The sequence below is a fragment of the Mesorhizobium loti genome (assembly GCF_003148495.1).
Lineage (GTDB): Bacteria > Pseudomonadota > Alphaproteobacteria > Rhizobiales > Rhizobiaceae > Mesorhizobium > Mesorhizobium loti.
Genome location: NZ_QGGH01000001.1, coordinates 1,680,082 through 1,700,593 on the forward strand (window position 1 = coordinate 1,680,082; position 20,512 = coordinate 1,700,593).

The window sequence follows — 20,512 nt, forward strand, 5'->3', positions numbered from 1 at the left end:
GTGGTGGAATTCGCTGAAATCAAACCTGTTCGATGGCGCCGGTGATCAGCCCGGTGACTTCCTCGGGCGAACTCGACGCAATTGTCTTGTCGGCAACCTTGCGGCCGCGCCGCATGACGATGACGCGGTCGGCGACGGTGAAGACGTCTGGCATGCGGTGGCTGATCAGCACCACTGATATGCCCTGGTCGCGCAAATGGCGGATCAGGTTCAGCACCTCGGCGACTTGGCGCACCGAGATTGCCGCCGTCGGTTCGTCCATCAGCACGATCTTGGCCTGCGACAGCATGGTGCGGGCAATTGCCACCGCCTGACGCTGGCCGCCCGACATCTGCTTGACGAGGTCGCGCGGACGCGTCTCGGACTTCAATTCGGCGAAGAGCTGGCCGGCGCGCTTGTACATCGCCGCATAATCGAGGATGCGGAACGGGCCGACGCCGCGCCGCAATTCGCGGCCAAGATAGACATTGGCGGCGGCGGTCAGATTGTTGCAGAGCGCAAGGTCCTGGTGGACGATCTCGATGCCGTGCTGGCGGGCTTCCGCCGGCTTGTGCAGGATCAGCTCCTTGCCGTCCATGTGCATGGTGCCATGGCTCGGGCGGAAATTGCCGGCGATCATCTTGACCAGTGTCGACTTGCCGGCGCCGTTGTCGCCCATCAGGCCGACCACCTGTCCGGGCTCGATCGACAGCGAAACGTCGTTGACCGCCTGGATGGCGCCGAAATGCCTCGAGATGTTGGTGAGTTCGAGAACCGCCACCAGCCTTTGCCTCCCCGTGCCTTGCGGCCTGCTGCTGTTCCCGGCGTGAATGCCGGCGCTGCTTTGGCCCGCTCTCCCCAGCTCCTCCCGGAAACAGCGTTAGCGTTGTTTTACGCAAAAGCCGGCGCGCGTCAATCAATTGTCGGACGAATTGAAGTCCGGGTTATTTTAAAAATCCGTTTTGTAGGACAAATAGCATTGACGTTGGGGCGAGCCGATATTAGCTAAGCGTCGGAGGAGATTATGCCGATCCCTGCTGGCGGTTCGCCTGACGGAATCAGCGGAGGTTTATCGGTCGAGGTTCCGGCTGTACCCATGTGTTCGAGCCGGTCTGAAGCCGCATCTGGAAATGCTTATCGATCTGGCCTGGCGACACGAGCGCTCGCGAAACGAACGTCTGTCATCACGCATCCGGTCGATCTGTGTGGCGGGCACGCCGTGTCCGTCTGTTTCAAGGGAGGACTGACATGAGGAAAACACTTTTGCTCGCCGCCGTCGCCGCCATGGCGTTGGGTGCCGGGCCGGCTTTGGCCAAGAAACAGCTCGTCATCGTCGTGAAAGGTCTCGACAATCCGTTCTTCGAAGCCATCCACCAGGGCTGCGAGAAATGGAACAAGGAAAACGCCAGCTCGGAATATGAATGCTTCTACACCGGTCCGGCGTCGACCTCGGACGAGGCTGGCGAGGCGCAGATCGTCCAGGACATGCTGAGCAAGGCAGACACGGTGGCGATGGCGATTTCGCCGTCCAACGCGCCGCTGATCGCGCAGACGATCAAGACCGCCAATCCGACGATCCCGATCATGACCGTCGATGCCGACCTCAGCAAGGAAGATGCCGCACTTCGCAAGACCTATCTCGGCACCGACAACTATCTGATGGGCAAGAAGATCGGCGAGTACATCAAGAAGGGCAAGCCGAATGGCGGCACGATCTGCACGATCGAGGGCAACCCGGCCGCTGACAACATCCTGCGCCGCGCCCAAGGCATGCGTGACGCATTGTCGGGCAAGGACGGCCTCGCCGCACTTGCCGGTGAAGGTGGCTGGACCGAAGTTGCCGGCTGCCCGGTGTTCACCAATGACGACGGCGCCAAAGGCGTGCAGGCGATGACCGACATCCTCGCCGCCAATCCCAAGCTCGACGCGTTCGGCATCATGGGCGGCTGGCCGCTGTTCGGCGCTCCGCAGCCCTATCGCGACCTGTTCGGGCCGCTCAAGGACCGGATCGCCAGCAACGACTTCGTCATCGGCGCCGCCGACACGATCGGCGACGAAGTGGCGATCGCCCGTGACGGCCTTGTGACTGCTCTGGTCGGTCAGCGGCCGTTCGAAATGGGCTACAAGGCACCGTCGGTGATGATCGACCTGGTCGAAGGCAAGGCCGTCGCCGATCCGGTGTTCACCGGCCTCGACGAATGCACCAAGGACACGGTCGACACCTGCATCCAGAAGTAGGGTCTCGATTTCGGGGCGCCCGGTGACGGGCGCCCCGTCAATTCCTCAACGGACGCAATAGGTTGGGGCAACCGGCTCCGGCTTTGGTGCGCCCAGGATCTGGATTTTCGGCAACGAGATCGGCGTGCCGCGTAGGTTCGGACCAGTCCGGACGACAGACGGCCGACCTATTGGAACGTGGATGCCGGACGAGAAGTCAAAGAAGCGTGCCGCCCGGGCCAAGGCACAAGCCAGCGTCCGTCCGGCCATCATGCGCAAGGCTGGTGCCGCGCATTTTGCGGGAGCCAGCGTCCATGTCTCGCTGGCCGGCGAGATTGGTCTGCGGATCGTGCGTGGCGACTATCCACCCGGCACCATCCTGCCCAACGAAGCCAAATGGGCCGAGATCTTCAATGTCAGCCGTTCAGCCGTGCGTGAAGCCATCAAGATGCTGATGGCGAAAAGCCTGTTGGCATCGCGGCCCAAGATCGGCAGCTGGGTCGAGCCGAAGGAGCGCTGGAACCTGCTCGATCGCGACGTGCTGGCCTGGTACGCGACCGCGCCCGACCGCGAGGCGTTCCTGCGCACCGTGCAGGAGTTTCGCCACATCATCGAGCCGGAAGCGTCGGCCTTTGCCGCCATGCGGCGCAGTGACGAGCAGATGGCGGAGATCAGCCAGGCCTGCCGCGAAATGGGCGAGGCCTTGAGCCTGCAGGAGCGTATCCGCGCCGACACGCGTTTTCACCTCGCCATCCTGCGTGCTTCGGGCAACGACCTGCTGGTGCCGCTCGGCGTGCTGATCGAATCGGCGCTCGACCATCTCTTCGCGTTCACGACGCAGCAGGTCGGCGATCAGCGTCAGGCGCAGAAGCTGCATGAAGCGATCGAGAAGAACATCCGCCTGCAGCGTCCAGCCGCCGCGCGCAACGCCGTGCACAAGCTTTTGGCCGACACCGATGAGGGGATCGGGCGAGGGCGGCGTTGATCGGCGCCTGCGCTTTACTCAAATCGTCTGCTTCTTGCCATCTTTCATCGGCATCAGGTCGATGCCGTTCACCTCAGCGATATGCGTCGCCAGCATCGGCACGAACTGCTCGGCCGGACCGGTGGCATGGGCGCCGGCGAAGGAGTTCTTGGTGGCATTGCCGAGCGGGTTGGCGATGCCGGCGGCACCCGCCATCGATTCCAGATAGGTCAGGTCCTTGAAGGCGTTGGCAATGGTGAATTTGTGGGCGTCGCGGTCGCCTTCCAGCGTCCAGCGCATGAAAGTCTGGTAGAAGCCGCAATCCATGCGGCCGTTGCGGATGACGCTGTCGAAGCGCGGCGGCGAGATGCCGACCTTCTCAGCCAATGCCAGTGCCTCGGAATAGATCGCAGCGTAGCCGAGCGAGATGAAGTTGTTGAGCAGTTTCATGCGGTGGCCGTCGCCGGTGTCGCCGATATGCACGATGCGGCCGGCCCAGGTTTCGATCACTGGTTTCACCCTGGCAAAGAGGGCGTCCGGCGCGCCGACCATGGCGTCAAGCGTGCCTTCCCAGGCTTCCTTCGGCGTGCGGCTCAGCGGCGCGTCGACAAAATCGATGCCGAGCGCCTTGAGTTCCGCTGCCAGAGCCACCGTCGAGACCGGATCGGAGGTCGAGCAGTCGACGACGACCGAGCCCTTTTTCAAGCCCTCCTTGAGGCCGCCGGGGCCGCGAATGATGGCTTCGACCTCGCGCGAACCAGTGACGCAGATGAAGACGATTGTCGATGCCGCCGCCACATCGCGCGAGGTCGATGCTTCCTTCGCACCTCGACCAAGCAGGTCCTCCGCCGGCTTGCGGTTCTTGCGGCCGAGGAAGGTCAGGCTGTAGCCCTTGTCGACGATGTTCTTGGCGATCCCGTGCCCCATCAGACCAAGGCCGATGAAGCCGATCTTTTCGCTCGCGACAGTCGTGTTCATGTCTTCAAGTCCTGTTGCAATGATTGATGTCAAGCGCTGCCGTTTTGCAGGCGAGGGTGGTTGCGGATTGCGATATTGTCTGACAATACACATAAATCCCAGAGGTTGTGGAGAGCAAAATGACGAAGCGGATCATGTTCACCGGCGGCAGCGGCAAGGCGGGACGCCATGTCGTGCAGTATCTGGTGGAGCAAGGCTGCCAGGTGCTCAACATCGACACCAGGCCGCTCGACAATCCCAAGGTGCGCACGCTGATCACCGACATCACCGATAGCGGGCAGGTGTTCAACGCGCTGTCGAGTTATATGGGCATGCATGAATTCGACCCGTCGCTGCGCCCGCAGCCGGTCGATGCCGTGGTCCATTTCGCCGCCATCCCGCGCATCATGATCACCACCGACAACGAGGTGTTCCGCATCAACGCGCTCGGTACCTACAATGTCATCGAGGCGGCGGTGAAGCTCGGCATCCGCAAGGTTATCATCGCCTCCAGCGAGACGACCTATGGGCTTGTGTTTGCCAACGAGCCGCGTGATCCCAAATATTTCCCGCTCGACGAGGAGTATGATGTCGATCCGATGGACAGCTATGCGCTGTCCAAGATCGTCAACGAGAAGACGGCACGCGCCTTTGCGCAGCGCAACGGCACCGACATCTATGCCCTGCGCATCGGCAACGTCATCGAGCCGCATGAATATTCGCTGTTTCCGAAATGGTTCGCCGATCCGGGGTTCCGCAAGCGCATCGCCTGGAGCTATGTCGACGCGCGCGACCTCGGCCAGATCACGCTGCGCGCCATCGAGAAGGACGGGCTCGGCTATCAGGTGTTCAATGCCGCCAATGACGACACCTCGTCCGACCTGCCGACTGCTGAGTTGCTGAAGCGGTTCTACCCCGGCGTGCCGGTCAAGGCCGAGCTTGGCGAATACGAGACGCTGCTCTCCAACCGCAAGGCGCGCGACGTGCTGGGTTTCCGCCCGGAGCATAGCTGGCGCAAATACGTCAAGCAGGCCTGATCCGCGGGAGCAATAGGGGCTGATCTGTGCACAGCGGCCGGCTTTGCGGCGCAAGCCGCTTGCCGCGCTTGACAGTCTCGTCAATCCGGACTTTCTGGAACCTATGCGGGACGCGAAGCCGAACAAGGAAAAATCGCCAGCGAAAGCGGCCTCCGCCGACCGCCCGGCCGGTGTTCGCCGACCCGACGCGGCGCGCATTCCAGGCTCGAGCGTCCATGCCTCTCTGGCCAGCGAGATTGGCCTCAGGATCGTGCGCGGCGACTATCCGCCCGGCACCATCCTGCCCAATGAAGCGAAATGGTCGGAGACCTTCAGCGTTAGCCGCTCGGCGGTGCGCGAAGCGATCAAGATGCTGATGGCCAAGAGCCTTTTGGCCTCACGTCCCAAGATCGGCAGCTGGGTCGAGCCGAAGGAACGCTGGAACCTGCTCGATCGCGATGTGCTGGCCTGGTACGCGACGTCGCCGGACCGCGAGGTGTTCCTGAAGACCGTGCAGGAGTTCCGCCACATCATCGAGCCGGAAGCGACCGCCTTTGCCGCCATGCGGCGCACCGACGAGCAGATGGCCGAGATCAGCCAGGCCTGTCGCGAGATGGGCGCGGCGACCAGCCTGCAGGAGCGCACCCGCGCCGACACGCGCTTTCACCTCGCCATCCTGCGCGCTTCGGGCAACGACCTTCTGGTGCCGCTCGGCGTGCTGATCGAATCCGCCTTCGATCATCTCTTTGCCTATACGACGCGGGAAATCGACGACCTCAACCACGCTCAGAAGCTGCACGAGGCGATCGAGAAGAACATCCGCCTGCAGCGGCCGGACGCGGCGCGCAACGCGGTGCGCAAACTGCTCGCCAACACCGACGGCGTCATCCGCGCCCGATAAGGCGGATCGCTTCTAGTCGTCCTTCTCGCGCCCGAAGGCGGTGCGCAGTTCGCCCTTGGCGTTCTCCAGCACTTGCCTGCGCGCGGCGGGCAGGTTCTTGCCGGCGCGGTTGATGTAAAAATTCAGCATCGACATAGCGGATTGAAACGGCTCGGCCTTGCGCCGGTGGCTGTGTTCGGCGGATCGCTTGAGCGAGGCGGCGATTTTCCTGGCGTCGTCGGATTCAAAGACATGATCCTCGAGATTCATCGCGTCGCTGTGCTCGGTAACCTCTGCCGACCATTTCTTCTTGGTGGCGGTCATGGCTGGACTCCTTTGCGGGTTGCTGTCGGGAAACTCCGCATACTGGCATCGGTTCCTGCATTCGCCTTAGGTCTGGAGCCACGGATTTGCCCGTTGTGGCGCTGCTGCGGCCCGAGAATGCGCCGATAGTGGCGCAAACGGCAGCCGATCTCTGAGACCGCCGACAGGAAACGCCTTGACCCGAACCGATAACATCCCGCCGAGCCCCGGCATCGACAGCTCCTATGCCTGGATGCGGCTTGCCATCTCGATGCTGCTGGCGACGATCGGCGCCGTCGGCATGTGGGCTGTCGTCGTCGTGCTGCCCGCCGTGCAGGCCGAGTTCGGCGTCGACCGCGCTGCGGCGTCCATGCCCTACACCGCGACCATGGTCGGCTTTGCAGCCGGCAACGTGCTGGTCGGCCGCGCCATCGACCGGATGGGCTACTGGATCCCGGCGCTGCTCTCCACGATTGCGCTTTCCGCCGGCCTTCTGCTCGCGGCGCTGTCGACCTCGATCCTGCAATTCACCCTTGCTCAAGGGTTGCTGATCGGCGTTGGCACGTCGGTGATCTTCGGGCCGCTGATCGCCGATATCTCGCACTGGTTCAACCGGCGGCGTGGCGTTGCCGTGACTGCGGCGGCCGCCGGCAACTACCTCGCCGGTGCGTTCTGGCCAACCATCATGCCGACGCTGATGAAGGCGGAAGGCTGGCGCTTCACCTATGCGGCAATCGGCATCTTCTGCCTGGTCACCATGGTGCCGCTGGTGCTGATGCTGCGGCGCGGTGCCCCGGCGGCAGCGGCCGCCGGTTCGCCCGGAAGCCGGACGGTGCAGCCGATCTCGCTGTCACCGGCGGCGTTGCAGGTGCTGCTGGTCGTCGCCGGGCTCGGCTGCTGCGTGGCGATGTCGATGCCGCAGGTGCATATCGTCGCCTATTGCATGGATCTCGGCTACGGCGTGGCGCATGGCGCCGACATGCTGTCGATCATGATGGCAGGCGGCGTCGTCAGCCGGCTGGCATCGGGCTTTCTCGCCGACCGTATCGGCGCTGTGTGGACACTGATGATCGGCTCGGTGCTGCAGTGCCTGTCGCTGCTGTTCTACATCCCGTTCGACGGGCTTGCCTCGCTTTATGTGGTGTCGCTGGTGTTCGGCCTGTCGCAGGGCGGTATCGTGCCTTGCTACGCGATCATCGTGCGCGACTACATGCCGGCCAAAGAGGCCGGCCAGCGTATCGGTATCGTCATGATGGCGACCATCTTCGGCATGGCGATCGGCGGCTGGATGTCGGGCTGGATCTACGACCTGACCGGCTCCTACGCGGCTGCGTTCCTCAACGGAATTGCCTGGAATTTGCTGAACATACTGGCGATCGGACTGTTGTTCTGGAGAGCAAGGCGCAGCGCCGCCGTGATGGCCTAAAGGAAGGCAGCGATCTTCGCACGCACGCCCGGCACGCGCTTTGGCTTGACAACCGACGGACGCCGCGCGACGCCAGAAGGCAAGTTGGGGCGGCAAAAGGCCGGTGAGATGGCGACAGCAAAGACGATCGTATCGCGACCGCGCCCTGCCGGGTGCGTTTCCGAGCGAGCGCGTCTGTGATCAAGCCGCGCTCGCGTCGGGGCGGCGGCCGCCCGACTATCGCCGATGTCGCTCGCAAGGCTGGTGTCGGCGCCATCACTGTGTCGCGCGCCTTGCGCGAGCCGGAGCGTGTCTCGGAAGAGTTGCGCCGCCAGATCCAGGCCGCCGTCGACGAACTCGGTTACGTCCCGGACCCGAATGCGCGGGCGCTGGCCTCGGCGCGCGCCGAAGTGTTCGGCGTTCTGGTGCCGTCGCTCACCAACAATGTCTTCGCCGAGGTGGTGCGCGGCATCTACGACAGCCTGTCGGCCAGCCCGTTCCGCATCCAGCTCGGTAACACCCATTATTCCGGCCTCGAGGAAGAGCGGCTATTGCAGGTGTTCGGCTCGCAGCGGCCGGCAGCGCTGATCGTCGCCGGCATCGACCAGACACCGACCTCGCGAAAGCTGCTGGAAAGCGCCGGCTGCCCGGTGGTGCAGGTCATGGAGACCGGTCCCGATCCGGTCGACATGATGGTCGGCTTCTCGCATCTCGACGGCGGCAGGACGGCAACTGAACATCTGATCGAGGCCGGCTACCGCCGCATCGGCTTCATCGGCGCCCGCATGGACCCGCGCTCGCAGCGGCGCCTTGCCGGCTATCGCGCGGCGATGGAGGCCGCCGGCCTGTTCGACCCGCGCCTTGTCACCACCACGCCGGTGTTGTCCAGCGTATCGCTCGGCCGCGAAATGCTCCGCGACGCGCTGGCCAAGGTGCCGACGCTCGACGGTGTTTTCTGCAACAATGACGACATTGCGCTCGGCGTGTTGTTCGAGTGCCATCGCGCCTCGATCGCGGTGCCGAAGACGATCGGCATCGTCGGCTTCAACGACCTCGACATGATGCAGGTGGCGTTTCCATCGATCACCAGCATCCGCACCCATCGCTATGAGATCGGCCGGCGTGCAGTGGCCATGGCGCTGGCGGCGATCGCCGGCAATAGGCCGGAGCAACGGATCGTCGATCTCGGTTTCGAGCTCAAGCGCCGCGAGAGCACGGCGCGTTGAAACGCACAGAGGCGACTGTGCGAATGCCGGTTTACACTGCGTAATGGTAGCGCTACCATTTTCGCCGGAAAGGTGCTCATAATAAACAGAAAAATCTGTTTATTATATATAAGCGACAACTCATACTTGTTTATTATGGATAATATGATAGTTTTTTCCGGCCTTGACCGGAGAGCAAGGGGAGGGGATCGGGGTGGCATTCAGCCACCGAAAGGCGCGGCAGAGCCAAGCGGGAGGTGCCAGATCTGACGCACGAGACGTCACAGCAGCCAACAACAATCAGAACTGCAACTGGGAGGAATATCGATGATCAAGTCACTCGTTGGTGGCATCGTTGCCGCCACTGCATTTGTCATGTTGAGCTCATCGGCGATTGCTGCAGGCCCCGAAATCGTCAAGGGTCCAGCGGCCGAGCCGGATTGCTTCGCACCCTGGGCTGCGGATACGCAGTTCTTCAAGTTCCCCAAGAAGGACGGCCCCTACCGCATTGCGCTCGCCAATGGCTATATCGCCAACACATGGCGCATCCAGATGGTGCAGACTGCGAAGGCCTATGCAGCCCAGAAGGACGTTGCTGCAAAGCTGAAGGAATTCAAGGTCGTCTCGACCGGAGAGGACGTGCCGGCGCAGATCTCGGCGATCAACAACTTCATTGATTCCGGCTATGACGCCATCGTGGTCAATGCGCAGAACCCGACGGCCTTCGGGCCGGTGATCAAGCGCGCCAAGGAAGCCGGCGTCGTGCTGGTTGCTTTCGATAACATTCTCGACACCAAGGACGCCATCAACGTCAACGTCGACCAGAAAGGCCTGGGCGAGCTTTGGGGCAAATGGTTGGTCACGCATGTGCCGAACGGCGGCAAGGTGCTCGAGGTGCGTGGCGTTGCTGGGACCTCAGTCGACACCGACCGCCACAATGGCATCCATGAGGCTCTCGACGCCTCCGGCAAGAAATGGGCCGTCACCGAGGTTGTCGGCAAATGGGATGACGGCGTTGCGCAAAAGGCTTCGGCCGACGCAATCGCCACCAACGGTCCCTTTGACGGCGTGACCGGACAGGGTGGCGACACTGGCATCGTGCAGGCGATGATCGACGCCAAGCATCCGTTCGTGCCGTTCGGCGGCGAGACCGAGAATGGCTTCCGCAAGTTCTGCGCCGCTCATGCCGCGGACGGGCTGAAATGCTCATCGGCCGGCACCGGGCCGGCCCAGGTGGCGGTTGCCATCAAGACGGCGATCTCGGCACTTGAGGGCAACGTCGTCCCACAGTCGGTCAAGCTGCCGCTGGCGATTGTCGAGGATCCGAACTTCAAGGCCGGTCAGGATTTCTTCCCCGACCAGTCCGACAATTTCTTCGTCGGCAACTCCTTCCCGACCTGCGGCATAAATTTCACCGCGCAGGAAATCATGGGCCAGACCAAGGCGGACCAATAGGCAGCATACAAGGCGCCGCGGGATCTCCCGCGGCGCCGGCCACTCGATATCCCTGGTCGTCAAAAGTGCCTCGGGAGGGCCGATGGACGGTATGGTTCCGCTCTTCCGGATGGAGGGCATATCCAAGCGCTATGGTGGTGTGCGGGCGTTGGAAAAGGCCGAGCTTTCGGTCTCATCCGGCAGCATTCACGCTATTCTCGGCGAAAACGGCGCCGGGAAATCGACGCTGATCAAGGTCATGGCGGGCGTCGTCGCGCCCGACGAAGGTCGCATGACGCTGGATGGACGCGAGGTGACGTTCGCCTCGCCAGGCGCGGCGAACAAGGCCGGTATCGTCTGCATCTTCCAGGAACTGTCGCTGGTTCCCGAACTCAGCGTCGCCGACAACATTGTCATTTCCGATCCGCCGAAGCGTTTTGGCATGATCGACCGCAAGGCGCAGCGCCGCATCGCCGAGGAGGCGCTGGCACGCGCCGGTGCTGCCGATATCCACCCGCTGGCACTGGTCAAGGACCTGCCGCTGTCGCGCCGCCAAATGGTCGAGATCGCCAAGGCGCTGGCCAGGAAGCCGCGCATCCTGATCCTCGACGAGGCGACCTCGGCACTGACCGCGACCGACGTCGCTAAGATCTTCAGCGTGCTCAAGCGATTGCGCTCGGAAGGGCTGGCGCTGCTCTACATCTCGCACCGCATGAACGAGATCGCCGAGCTTGCCGACTACTGCACGGTGTTTCGCAACGGCCGCAATGTCGCCAGCTACAAGGCAGGCACGAAGAGCGACAACGAAGTCGTCGAACTGATGATTGGGCGCGAATACAGCCATATTTTCCCGCCGAAACCCGCGCGCAATGCAGGTGCCGCCGTTCCCGTGCTGGAGGCACGCAAGCTGTCCTGGACCGACCGGCTGGACAATGTCTCGCTGACGGTCGGGGCAGGCGAGGTCGTCGGCCTCGGTGGCCTTGACGGCCAGGGCCAGCGCGAATTGCTGCTCGCTTTCTTCGGTGTGCTGCGCGGCCTGTCCGGCCAGATCCTGATCGACGGCAAGCCTGTGTCGATCACCAGTCCATCCGTTGCGCGCGACGACCGCATCGGCATGGCGCTCATTCCCGAGGATCGCAAGACCGAAGGCCTGATGCTGCCGATGACGGTGCGCGAGAACCTGTCGTTTGCCGCGCTAGACCGGCTGTCGAAAGCCGGCATCATCGATCGCGCCGCCGAACAGCGGCTGATCGACGACATGGTCGGCCTTCTGGCAATCAAGACGGCGGGCCTCGACATCCCGGTCGGCGCGCTGTCCGGCGGCAACCAGCAGAAGGTGGTCATCGCCAAATGGCTGATGCGCCAGCCGCGCATCATCCTGCTCAACGATCCGACGCGCGGCATCGATGTCGGCACCAAGCAGGAGCTCTATCAGCTAATGCGCAAGCTCGCCGATGCGGGTGCGGCGATCCTGTTCTATTCGACCGACTATGACGAATTGATCGGCTGCTGCGACCGCGTGCTGGTGCTCTATGACGGGGCGGTCAAGCGCGAACTGGTCGGCGCCGGGATCACCGAGCGGGCGCTGATATCAAGCGCGCTCAACATCCATGGCGAGGAGAGCCCGGTGGGCCTGGGAGCAAGTGTGTGAAAGATTGGCGCGTGAAAGATTGGCGCTACTGGCTGGCCGAACAGCGCGGAACGCTGCTGGCGTTCGGCATTTTCATCGTCATGTTCGTCATCTACACCTCGAACCATCCCGCCGGCTTCACCGCCAACGTCGTGCAGACAGCCTCGAACAAAGGCGTGCTGCTCGCCTTTGTGGCCATGGCCCAGACGCTGGTGGTGATCACCGCCGGCATCGACCTTTCAGTCGGCATGATCTTCACGCTGACCAATTGCCTGGCTTCGTGGCTGGTCATCGGCACCGGTATCGAAACCGCGTTCGGGGTCATTGCGGTGCTTGGCACCGGGCTGCTGTGCGGGGCGATCAACGGTGCCATCGTCATCTATGGTCGCCTGCAGCCGATTGTCACCACCATCGCCACGGGTGCTGTCTATTTCGGCATCGCGCTGCTGCTACGACCCTTTCCAGGCGGTTCGGTCAACGAGGACCTTGCCGACGCGCTGACCGGGCGGCTGTTCGGCGTGGTGCCGGCGAGCCTGGTGGTGCTGCTGGCCGTGGTGCTCGTCGTCTGGGTGCCGTTCAGCCGCTCGGTGCTCGGCCGCGCGGCTTACGCGGCCGGTTCCTCGGAGATGGCGGCCTACATGTCCGGCGTGCCGATCCGGCGTGGCAAGTTCGCCGCCTATGCGCTTGCCGGGCTGCTCGCCGCGATCGGCGGGCTGTTCCTGACATTCTTCACCTATACGGGTGACGCGGCCTATGCCAGCGGCAACGCCTACACGCTGTTCTCGATTGCCGCCGTCGTGCTCGGCGGCGTCTCGCTGTTCGGCGGCAAGGGCAGCGCCATCGGCGCGATCTTCGGCGCGCTGGCTTTCCGCACCATCGGCGACCTGCTCTTCGTCTTCGATTTCGATCCGCTCTGGCAGCCGCTATTCCAGGGCGTTATCCTGCTGATCGCGGTCAGCCTCGGCGCCTTCGCCCTGTTTCGGGTCCGCAACCGGCTGGAGTGGTTCCTGTGAGCGAAACGACCATCGGCGGCATTGCCAACCGGATGCCAAAATTCATCCGCCGCGCCGACCCGGCGGTGCTGACGGCCTTCGCCTGCATCGTGCTGCTGCTGTTCCTGGGCAGTCTCTATTCGCGCAGTTTCCTGTCGCCGGAATATCTCTTGCAGCAGCTCAAGGTGGCCTCGTTCCTCGGCGTCATCGCCACAGGCATGATGCTGGTCATCCTGCTAGGCCAGATCGACCTGTCGGTGCCGTGGTCGGTGGCGGTAGGCGCCATGATGGCCTGCGCGGCGGCCGCCTATGGTCCGCTCGGCGTGGCGCTGGCCATTCCGTTCGGCATTTTCTGCGGGGTGCTGATCGGTATCGTCAACGGTATCGGTGTCGCCTATCTCAGAATTCCGTCTATGATCATCACGCTTGCCACCAACGCCGTCGCGCAAGGGCTGATGGTGGTCTACACTGGCGGGTTCTCGCCGCAGGATTCGGCAACCGTGGCGATGCGCTATGTGGCGACCGGCTTTACCATTCCTGGCGTGCCCAATGCCGTCGTCATCTGGGCGCTGATCGGGGCCGCGATGGTCTTCGTGCTGACCCGCACCAGCTTCGGCCGCAGCGTCTACGGCATCGGCAATCGCGAGCGCGCCGCCTATCTCTCCGGCATAGACACGCGCCGCGTGGTGATGATCGCCTTCGCGGTTTCCGGCGGGCTCTCGGCCTTCGGCGGGGTGCTGCTCGCCGGCTATGCTTCCAAGGCGGCGCAGTCGATGGGTGATGCCTATCTGCTGCCATCGATCGCCGCGGTTGTGCTGGGCGGCACCTCGATCCTGGGCGGGCGCGGCTCGTATCTCGGCACCGTTGCCGGTGTCATCCTGATCACGCTGCTGCAATCCATCCTATCGGTCATGCAGATGCCGGAGGCGGGGCGACAGATCATCTACGGCGTCGTCATCGTCGCCATGCTGCTGCTCTACGGCCGCGCGCCGGCAAGCCGCTGACAGTGGACGAAAAGACAGCACAGGCGCCAACGGGCGCTCCCGGCTCGGTGCCTCCGGCCATCGTGGTGATGGGCGTCGCCGGCTGCGGCAAGTCGGCCGTCGGTGTTGCGCTGGCGGCCGCGCTGGGCGTTACCTTTATCGAGGGCGACAGGCTGCACCCGCCGGAAAACGTCGCACGCATGGCAAGCGGCGAGCCGCTGACCGACGAATTGCGTGAGGGCTGGCTCGACGCGATCGGCGAGCGCATCGCGGCGTCGGTGGGGAAGGGCGAAGGCGTGGTTGCCGCCTGCTCGGCACTGAAGCGCAGCTATCGCGACCGGCTGAGCAGCTTCTGCCCGCAGATCGTGTTCCTCTACCTGGAGATCGACCCTGCCACGGCTAGGCGGCGCGTCGGCAACCGCAAGGGCCACTTCATGCCGGCGAGCCTGGTCGACAGCCAGTTCGCCATCCTGGAGCCGCCGGCAGCGGATGAGCGGGCACTGACGCTCGATGCGACACGCCCGGTCGGTGAAGTCGTCGCTGCCGCGGTCCGCCAGATGCGCCGGTCATGAGCCTTCGTCCGTGCCGATGCCGGTGCTGTCCTGAGCCTCGGTCAGCCGCTGCCGACGGGACCACGTCATCATCTGCTCGGGGTAGAGCTTCAGCGCCTCCAACAGGCGGTCGCGCTTGAGAAGGATGTAGTGCGCCTGCACGGCCATGTTCTTGGTGCCATCCCTGGCCATGTCCGTTGCCTGGGTGACAGACGCCTCAGGCGTCAACGCGGGGCTGAGCACGGCACGGTATTCGATGAACGGAACCACTTCGAAGGTCGACATGGCAAACAGCGCCGTCCCGCCCCTGGCGGCGAAATTCGCCGGCGCCGAGGCGAGGTGGGTCCAGCCGCTTTCGCCCATGGCGGCTTCGGTGAAGGTCGTGCCGGCATGGATGGTGTTGGTCATCGTCACCACGCCATTCTGCTTCAGGATCTTCTGGATGCGGATGGTGACCTGATAGGCGTCGTCGCGATCAAAGGTGACCCGGCTTTTCAGGAACCGGTTCTCGACATTGATCAGCGGCGGGTTGAGGAAACGCAGGCCGAACGCCGTTTCGGAAATACCGTGGGTGTGGACGCTCACCTGATGCGCCTCGATACCGGCCTCGTACAAAGCGCGCTTGCCGATGATGGTCTGGGCAGTGAACTGATCGCACCAGAGGATGGCGCCGTGGCCCTGCCGCAAGGCCGACTGCAGCCCCTCTAGCCCTTCGAGTCGGATCGTCGGCGACCAGCGGCCGGTCACCAGATGTGCGGCGAGCTGCAGGCGGCGGCGATGGCGTGCCACCAGCAAACCCTCGAACAGCTTGCACGCATCGATGCCGTCGCCAAGCACCGCGCGTGTGGCGGCAGCGTAGGCGGGAAACTCCTTGCGCATATGGCGCTTCAGGCGAAACCTCGACATGCGGCTGCAGATCGGCGCCCACCAGCGCACCGGCAGGGCCGCTGCGACCATGAGATAGAAGACGCACAGCAGGCTTTCGCGGAGGTCCCTGTTGGAAAAGCGGCGAAGCCGGCCGGGGCGATCCAGTTTGCGGCTGAAAAAGCGCACATCCTCCGCCCGTTCCGGGACAAAGACGTCGGCGATGATTTCAGTGCGGAAACTGGCTGCCGATGGCGGCTTGCGGGCGGCCTTGCGGGATTTTGCGAACCACGACAGCCTCATCGGTCCAGCCTGTTCTTCGAACCCCGCTTTACTGCGTCGGCATGGACCGCGCAAGGTTGTGTCCGCGCTCAAGACTTCTGCAAATCTCGCTATGACTGGGACAGGCGCGCCGCTTGCGGCATCGGCACCCGACGCAAGGAGGACTATCAGCTCTTCGTGCCGCGCTAGCTGGCGCCGGCAACGCCGGGCCGCCGATCGCCGACCGGCAGACATAACTTCAGAATGTTGATTTCGAGGGCCGGACGAAGATATTTGTCTCGCTATTCCATATACGGCGTCAGCACATCTTCGATCCATTTCATGAATGCGCGGACTCGGCGCGATAGATTGCTCCGATGTGCAACGACGAGGGACACGGCGAGCGCCCGGCGACGAAAATCGGGTATGATCTCCACAAGCGCTCCACTCTCTAAGTATCGGCTGATGCCCAAGAGTGGCGCCTGAATCAGACCAAGGCCGGCGAGGGCGGCGGCTTCGTAGGTCTGCGCGCTGTTGACGTGTAACGCACCTGGCAACTGAAGCGTCGCGTAGCTGTCGCCGTCCGGATATTCCCATCCATAGGGTCTCGCGCCCAGCATCGTCGAAAAATGAATTGTCCTATGTTCCTGACGCTGGAGATCTTCTAGCGATCGAGGGACGCCATAGCGCGCCAGATAGGCGGGACTGGCAGCGTTGGCCATGCGCAATAGGCCGAGTGGGCGGGCAATCAGCGTCTCGTCCCGAATGGGTCCAAGCCGCAATACACAGTCGAACCCCTCTTGAACCAGATCGACTTGCCGATCCGTACTCGACACCTCCAGCTCCAACTCGGGGTGCGCCGCCATGAAATCCGGCAGGGCCGGCACGATGGTTGTGCGCGCCACTTCGGTCGGAAGGTCGACCCGCAAACGACCGCGAAGTGCTACGCGATCGCCTGCGAACATCGAGTGCAGATCATCGACTTCAGCAAGCAGATCGCGGGCACGGGCATGAAACGCGCGTCCGTCCTCCGTCAACCGCACGCTGCGCGTCGTCCGGTGCAGAAGCCTGACACCGACATCTTCTTCCAGCTTCCGGACCGCCGTTGAGGCTCTCCCCTTTTGGATGCCCAGGCTATCGGCCGCGCGGGTGAAGCTCCCCATTTCCGCTACCGTTGTGAAAATGAGGATGGGTTCGAGATTCTGCATTTTCGTGCCTCGGTATTGTTTCCCGAAAAGAGAACAGTTGGTTCATTTCCTCGGCATTTATCACACCTAGGAGGCACAGTAAGCTTCGAATATGGGATCTCCCCATCGGAGAATGACAAGTGTCCGAAACTGTGAACCTGCATCAGACACCGGAAACTATGACCTTGCATCGCGCCCTGTGGGCCGGCCGGATAATGAGCGCGTTTGTCGTTATTGCTCTGGTGGCCGACGGGACTATTCAGCTTTTCGCGCCGGCACAGGTCGCGAGCATGTTGCAGGAAACCGGGTTCGCGATGGACCTGACCCGTGTCGTGGGTCCGATCATACTCGCCTGCGCCATCCTTTACGCCATCCCGACCACCGCCGTCCTCGGCGCGATCCTGGTGACGGGGTTTCTGGGAGGTGCCATCTGCGCCCATGTCCGCATTGGTGAGTTGGGGTCGCCGCCTGAAATCATTTCCCTGCTTCTGGGCGCGATGACATGGGGCGGCCTCTACGCGCGCGATCCCCGTATCCGGGCCATTCTGCCGCTCATCCATTGAACCAACAGGGGCATTGTTCTGTCCTTCAAGATCAGGAGAAAATACATGTTTTTAGTAATGGGAATCACGGGAAAAGTTGGCGGCGCGACGGCGAAACATCTGTTGGCGCACGGCAAGGAGGTACGCGCGCTCGTCCGCAATCGCGGGAAGGCGGCTAACTGGGCGAATCAGGGCGTGGAACTGGTAGACGGCGATTGGAATGATCCGGCAGCCATCGAGCAAGCGCTCAAAGGCGTCGAAGGGGCGTTCGTCATGTTGCCGGCTGTCTGGGCGCCGTCGCCCGATTACAAAGAAGCAAAGGGCGTGATTGCAAACTATGTCGAGGCGCTCACCAAGGCAGCGCCGCCACGGGTGGTTGCGCTTTCGTCGATGGGTGCGAATAGAACCAGTGGGCTCGGGATGATCATGGCCTTGTCGCTTCTGGAGCAAGGTTTTCGCGACCTGATATCGCCAATCGCATTTGTGCGCGCAGGTGGATTCTTCGAAAACTTCCTCTACGGCTTGCAGGTCGCGCAGGGCGGAACGCTACCGGTCTACTACAATCCGACAAACCGGAAATCGACCATGGTCGCGACGAACGACATCGGCGCGGAGGTCGCAACCCTTTTGACCGGGCCAGCGTGGTCAGGGCAGCGCATCGTCGAGATTGGTTCGATGGTCACTGCGGATGAAGTCGCGGAGCAGTTGGGTGAAGTCCTGAATCTCGACGTGAAAGCCTTTGCAATCCCGCGTGCAGGGTGGGCGGAAGCGTTCGAGCAATTCGGCATCCCGAAGGGTCACTCCGGACCTGCCGAAGAAATGTTTGAGGCCGTGAATGCAGGATGGATGGACCTCGGTGTGGCGGGTACAGAGCACGTAGCGGGTACGACGTCCGCACGTCATGTATTCGAGGCTGCGTCTAATGTGAACGGGTAGGCCAAAAACTGCATGGGTTCTCCTGTGATTTCGAGCTTCGTAACCCGAGATTTGGAGAACCCCTCCTTCAATGGAAGAATCTCATGTCTGTCTGAGCGCGGTCAGCTTGCGGTCGCGAGCAGCAGTTGGTGGTTTATATCTGCGAGGTCAGCTCGACTGGAAAATCATCATTGTCGGCATCGCGCATGGCGGCAAGGCTGCGATTGTCAAGCACTTCGGCGATCGCCTGCCGCACCTCCAGCATCATGTGCCGGACCTGGCAGGTCGCCTCGTCGCAATCCTCACAGCGCTGATATTGCGTGCGGCTGGCGCAAGGGATCGGCGCCAGCGGCCCGTCAAGCACGCGCACGACATGGCCGATCTTGATTTCGGAGGCCGGCCGGGCGAGGCGATAGCCGCCTTCCTTGCCCTTGCGGCTCTGGACGAAGCCGGCATTGCGCAACTCGCCCAGGATGGCATCGAGGAATTTCTTCGGGATGTTGTTGGCCACCGCGATATCGTTGACGAAGGCCAATTGGCCGACCGGCAGGCCGGACAGATGCACGAGGGCCTTGAGGCCGTATTTGCCTTTTTTTGTCAGCATGCCCAGATCAACCCATTGAAGCCCCAACCACCCGCATCTGGCGACTGTTTGTGTGCAAATAATGACGTTTTCGCCACGCGATGATGTTTTGCGAAAACAAGCCGCCGAATGGCATGTTAGGCATAAACGCGTTGATTCTTTGTAACGTTTTGCACGGACGGTGCCGATATTCCGCTGAAGATCAGGTCGCCGGCGCACAAAACGAAAAAAGCCGGCAAGGTGCCGGCTCTCTCGTCTATCCTGGACATTGCTGCCGTCAGCGGCTGCCGTAAGTCTGGTCGAGCAGGCCGCCGGCGGCGAAATGCTCCTTCTGCACCTTGTCCCAGCCGCCAAAGACATCTTCGACCGTCAGCAGGCGGACATCGGGAAACTGGGCCTTGTATTTGGCCGCGACCGCCGCGTCGCGAACCCGGTTGCCGTTCTGGGCCAAGATGTCCTGGCCTTCCGGCGTGTAGAGGAAGTCGAGATAGGTCTTGGCCAGGTCGCGCGTACCATGCTCGTCGGCGACCTTGTCGACGATCGCGACCGGGAATTCGGCCAGCAGGCTGACCGTCGGCGTGACCTGCTCGAACTTGTCGTCGCCATACTCCTTGCGGATGCCGCGTGTTTCCGACTCGAAGGTGATCAGTACGTCACCGATCTCGCGCTGCACGAAGGTGGTGGTCGCGGCGCGGCCGCCAGTGTCGAAGATCGGCACGTTGTTGAACAGCTTGGTGATGAACTCCTTCACCTTGGCGTCGTCGCCCTTGAAGGCCTCCTTCGCGTAGGCGGTGGCTGCCAGATAGGTGTAGCGCGCATTGCCGGAGGTTTTCGGGTTAGGGAAGATTACCTGCACGTCGTCGCGCACGAGATCGTTCCAGTCCTTGATGTGCTTGGGGTTGCCCGCGCGGACAAGGAACGAAGGCAGCGAATAGAAGGGCGAGGCGTTGTCGGGAAAATCTTTCTGCCAGTCGGCCGAGACGAGCCCCTTTTTGACCAGGAAGTCGATGTCGGTGACCTGGTTGAAGGTAACGACATCGGCGCCAAGGCCTTCGGCGATGGCACGCGCCTGCGCCGAAGTGCCGGCATGCGACTGATCGACGGTGACGCCCGGATGCTGCGCGATGAAGGCCTTGTTGACCTGCACGAACAGTTCGCGGCCGACATCATAGGATGCGTTGAGCAATTTGTCGGCCGACCAGGCTTGGGAGGATGCGAGGAACAGGCCGGCGACGGCGGCAAGCCCAAGGAAAAATCGCTTCATGAAAACAGGCTCCGATGCAATGCGTTTATGATCGGACCATAGCTTTGGGGCAGGGCGCGCGACGAGGCACGCGCAGTAGCCCCGTGAGGGTCCGGCGAGAAAAAATATCGTCGAAACGGCCGACTATTAGGATTTTCTCCCAGACGGAGACTTTTCGGGGCGCTGGACGCAGCAACGACGCCGATTGCGCGCACAATTCTTCTCGAGGCGATGTTCTGGCGACGGGATCAAGCCGCCGGAAACAGCTTCCAGCGTCCGGGCCGGAACGCGACCCGGCTTTTCTGCGCCGCCGGGTGATCGACCGGCAGTTCGATTTCGACGCGCTGGCGCTCACCACCGATCTCGAGTTCGACCCGGCGCGTGCCGGCGACGCGGCGGCT

21 protein-coding genes are annotated in these 20,512 nt (G+C 62.8%); 13 read left to right on the forward strand and 8 right to left on the reverse strand.

Annotation, left to right across the window (positions count from 1 at the left end):
• Positions 1-19 precede the first annotated feature (19 nt).
• Positions 20-760 carry an ATP-binding cassette domain-containing protein gene (locus C8D77_RS08555; protein WP_109661049.1) on the reverse strand — a complete coding sequence of 247 codons (741 nt, stop codon included), beginning with the start codon at positions 758-760 and terminating at the stop codon, positions 20-22.
• Between the two features lie 467 nt (positions 761-1,227).
• On the opposite strand from C8D77_RS08555, the gene C8D77_RS08560 reads away from it, so the two are divergent.
• Together C8D77_RS08560 and C8D77_RS08565 are read left to right on the forward strand one after the other, a co-directional pair.
• Positions 1,228-2,217 carry a sugar-binding protein gene (locus C8D77_RS08560; protein ID WP_109661051.1) on the forward strand — a complete coding sequence of 330 codons (990 nt, stop codon included), beginning with the start codon at positions 1,228-1,230 and terminating at the stop codon, positions 2,215-2,217.
• Positions 2,218-2,398: 181 nt separating this feature from the next.
• Positions 2,399-3,181: a FadR/GntR family transcriptional regulator gene (locus C8D77_RS08565; RefSeq protein ID WP_109661053.1), complete on the forward strand. Its 783-nt coding sequence runs from the start codon at positions 2,399-2,401 to the stop codon at positions 3,179-3,181.
• A gap of 18 nt (positions 3,182-3,199) precedes the next feature.
• Here C8D77_RS08565 and C8D77_RS08570 read toward each other — a convergent pair whose 3' ends face one another.
• A complete protein-coding gene (locus C8D77_RS08570; protein WP_109661055.1) occupies positions 3,200-4,138 on the reverse strand; it encodes an NAD(P)-dependent oxidoreductase in 939 nt (312 codons plus the stop codon).
• 119 nt (positions 4,139-4,257) lie between these two features.
• Between C8D77_RS08570 and C8D77_RS08575 the strand changes: the two genes are divergently transcribed.
• Both C8D77_RS08575 and C8D77_RS08580 read left to right on the forward strand, forming a co-directional pair.
• Positions 4,258-5,154, forward strand: a complete 897-nt coding sequence (locus C8D77_RS08575) for an NAD-dependent epimerase/dehydratase family protein (protein ID WP_109661458.1) — start codon at positions 4,258-4,260, stop codon at positions 5,152-5,154.
• A gap of 103 nt (positions 5,155-5,257) precedes the next feature.
• A complete protein-coding gene (locus tag C8D77_RS08580) occupies positions 5,258-6,034 on the forward strand; it encodes a FadR/GntR family transcriptional regulator (RefSeq protein WP_109661461.1) in 777 nt (258 codons plus the stop codon).
• 12 nt (positions 6,035-6,046) lie between these two features.
• On the opposite strand, the gene C8D77_RS08585 is transcribed toward C8D77_RS08580, so the two are convergent.
• Positions 6,047-6,337: a DUF3175 domain-containing protein gene (locus tag C8D77_RS08585; protein ID WP_109661057.1), complete on the reverse strand. Its 291-nt coding sequence runs from the start codon at positions 6,335-6,337 to the stop codon at positions 6,047-6,049.
• Positions 6,338-6,512: 175 nt separating this feature from the next.
• Here C8D77_RS08585 and C8D77_RS08590 point away from each other — a divergent pair, with 175 nt between their 5' ends.
• The 7 genes from C8D77_RS08590 to C8D77_RS08620 all read left to right on the forward strand — a co-directional run bounded on the left by C8D77_RS08590 (position 6,513) and on the right by C8D77_RS08620 (position 14,537).
• The gene (locus C8D77_RS08590) at positions 6,513-7,742 is read left to right on the forward strand and encodes an MFS transporter (RefSeq protein WP_109661059.1); all 1,230 of its coding nucleotides are present in this window, start codon (positions 6,513-6,515) and stop codon (positions 7,740-7,742) included.
• 176 nt (positions 7,743-7,918) lie between these two features.
• Positions 7,919-8,947, forward strand: coding sequence for an HTH-type transcriptional regulator GntR (gene gntR / locus C8D77_RS08595; protein ID WP_109661061.1), 1,029 nt, complete (start codon positions 7,919-7,921; stop codon positions 8,945-8,947).
• A gap of 306 nt (positions 8,948-9,253) precedes the next feature.
• Positions 9,254-10,381 carry a sugar ABC transporter substrate-binding protein gene (locus tag C8D77_RS08600; RefSeq protein ID WP_109661063.1) on the forward strand — a complete coding sequence of 376 codons (1,128 nt, stop codon included), beginning with the start codon at positions 9,254-9,256 and terminating at the stop codon, positions 10,379-10,381.
• Between the two features lie 82 nt (positions 10,382-10,463).
• Complete coding sequence (locus tag C8D77_RS08605) at positions 10,464-12,011, forward strand: sugar ABC transporter ATP-binding protein (protein ID WP_109661065.1); 1,548 nt, start codon at positions 10,464-10,466, stop codon at positions 12,009-12,011.
• 11 nt (positions 12,012-12,022) lie between these two features.
• On the forward strand, positions 12,023-13,003 hold the full coding sequence (locus tag C8D77_RS08610) for an ABC transporter permease (RefSeq protein ID WP_109661067.1): 981 nt from the start codon (positions 12,023-12,025) through the stop codon (positions 13,001-13,003).
• Positions 13,000-13,986 (forward strand): ABC transporter permease, encoded by a 987-nt coding sequence (locus C8D77_RS08615; protein ID WP_109661069.1) that lies wholly within the window; start codon positions 13,000-13,002, stop codon positions 13,984-13,986. Before C8D77_RS08610 ends, C8D77_RS08615 begins: the two co-directional genes overlap by 4 nt.
• A gap of 2 nt (positions 13,987-13,988) precedes the next feature.
• Positions 13,989-14,537, forward strand: a complete 549-nt coding sequence (locus tag C8D77_RS08620; protein WP_109661071.1) for a gluconokinase — start codon at positions 13,989-13,991, stop codon at positions 14,535-14,537.
• Here the strand turns inward: C8D77_RS08620 and C8D77_RS08625 are convergent.
• Both C8D77_RS08625 and C8D77_RS08630 read right to left on the reverse strand, forming a co-directional pair.
• On the reverse strand, positions 14,532-15,683 hold the full coding sequence (locus tag C8D77_RS08625) for a hypothetical protein (protein ID WP_109661073.1): 1,152 nt from the start codon (positions 15,681-15,683) through the stop codon (positions 14,532-14,534). The two genes, C8D77_RS08620 and C8D77_RS08625, sit on opposite strands and share 6 nt — an antisense overlap.
• A gap of 260 nt (positions 15,684-15,943) precedes the next feature.
• On the reverse strand, positions 15,944-16,849 hold the full coding sequence (locus C8D77_RS08630; protein ID WP_109661076.1) for a LysR family transcriptional regulator: 906 nt from the start codon (positions 16,847-16,849) through the stop codon (positions 15,944-15,946).
• 119 nt (positions 16,850-16,968) lie between these two features.
• On the opposite strand from C8D77_RS08630, the gene C8D77_RS08635 reads away from it, so the two are divergent.
• Together C8D77_RS08635 and C8D77_RS08640 are read left to right on the forward strand one after the other, a co-directional pair.
• A complete protein-coding gene (locus C8D77_RS08635; protein ID WP_109661078.1) occupies positions 16,969-17,391 on the forward strand; it encodes a DoxX family protein in 423 nt (140 codons plus the stop codon).
• Between the two features lie 45 nt (positions 17,392-17,436).
• The gene (locus C8D77_RS08640; RefSeq protein WP_109661080.1) at positions 17,437-18,306 is read left to right on the forward strand and encodes an NmrA family NAD(P)-binding protein; all 870 of its coding nucleotides are present in this window, start codon (positions 17,437-17,439) and stop codon (positions 18,304-18,306) included.
• A 133-nt stretch (positions 18,307-18,439) separates the two neighbouring features.
• On the opposite strand, the gene C8D77_RS08645 is transcribed toward C8D77_RS08640, so the two are convergent.
• From C8D77_RS08645 to C8D77_RS08655, 3 genes are all read right to left on the reverse strand, one after another.
• Positions 18,440-18,889 (reverse strand): RrF2 family transcriptional regulator, encoded by a 450-nt coding sequence (locus tag C8D77_RS08645; RefSeq protein ID WP_006202816.1) that lies wholly within the window; start codon positions 18,887-18,889, stop codon positions 18,440-18,442.
• Positions 18,890-19,145: 256 nt separating this feature from the next.
• On the reverse strand, positions 19,146-20,132 hold the full coding sequence (locus C8D77_RS08650; protein WP_109661082.1) for a sulfate ABC transporter substrate-binding protein: 987 nt from the start codon (positions 20,130-20,132) through the stop codon (positions 19,146-19,148).
• 227 nt (positions 20,133-20,359) lie between these two features.
• A partial coding sequence (locus C8D77_RS08655; RefSeq protein ID WP_215732049.1) for a TOBE-like domain-containing protein occupies positions 20,360-20,512 on the reverse strand: 153 nt, incomplete at its 5' end.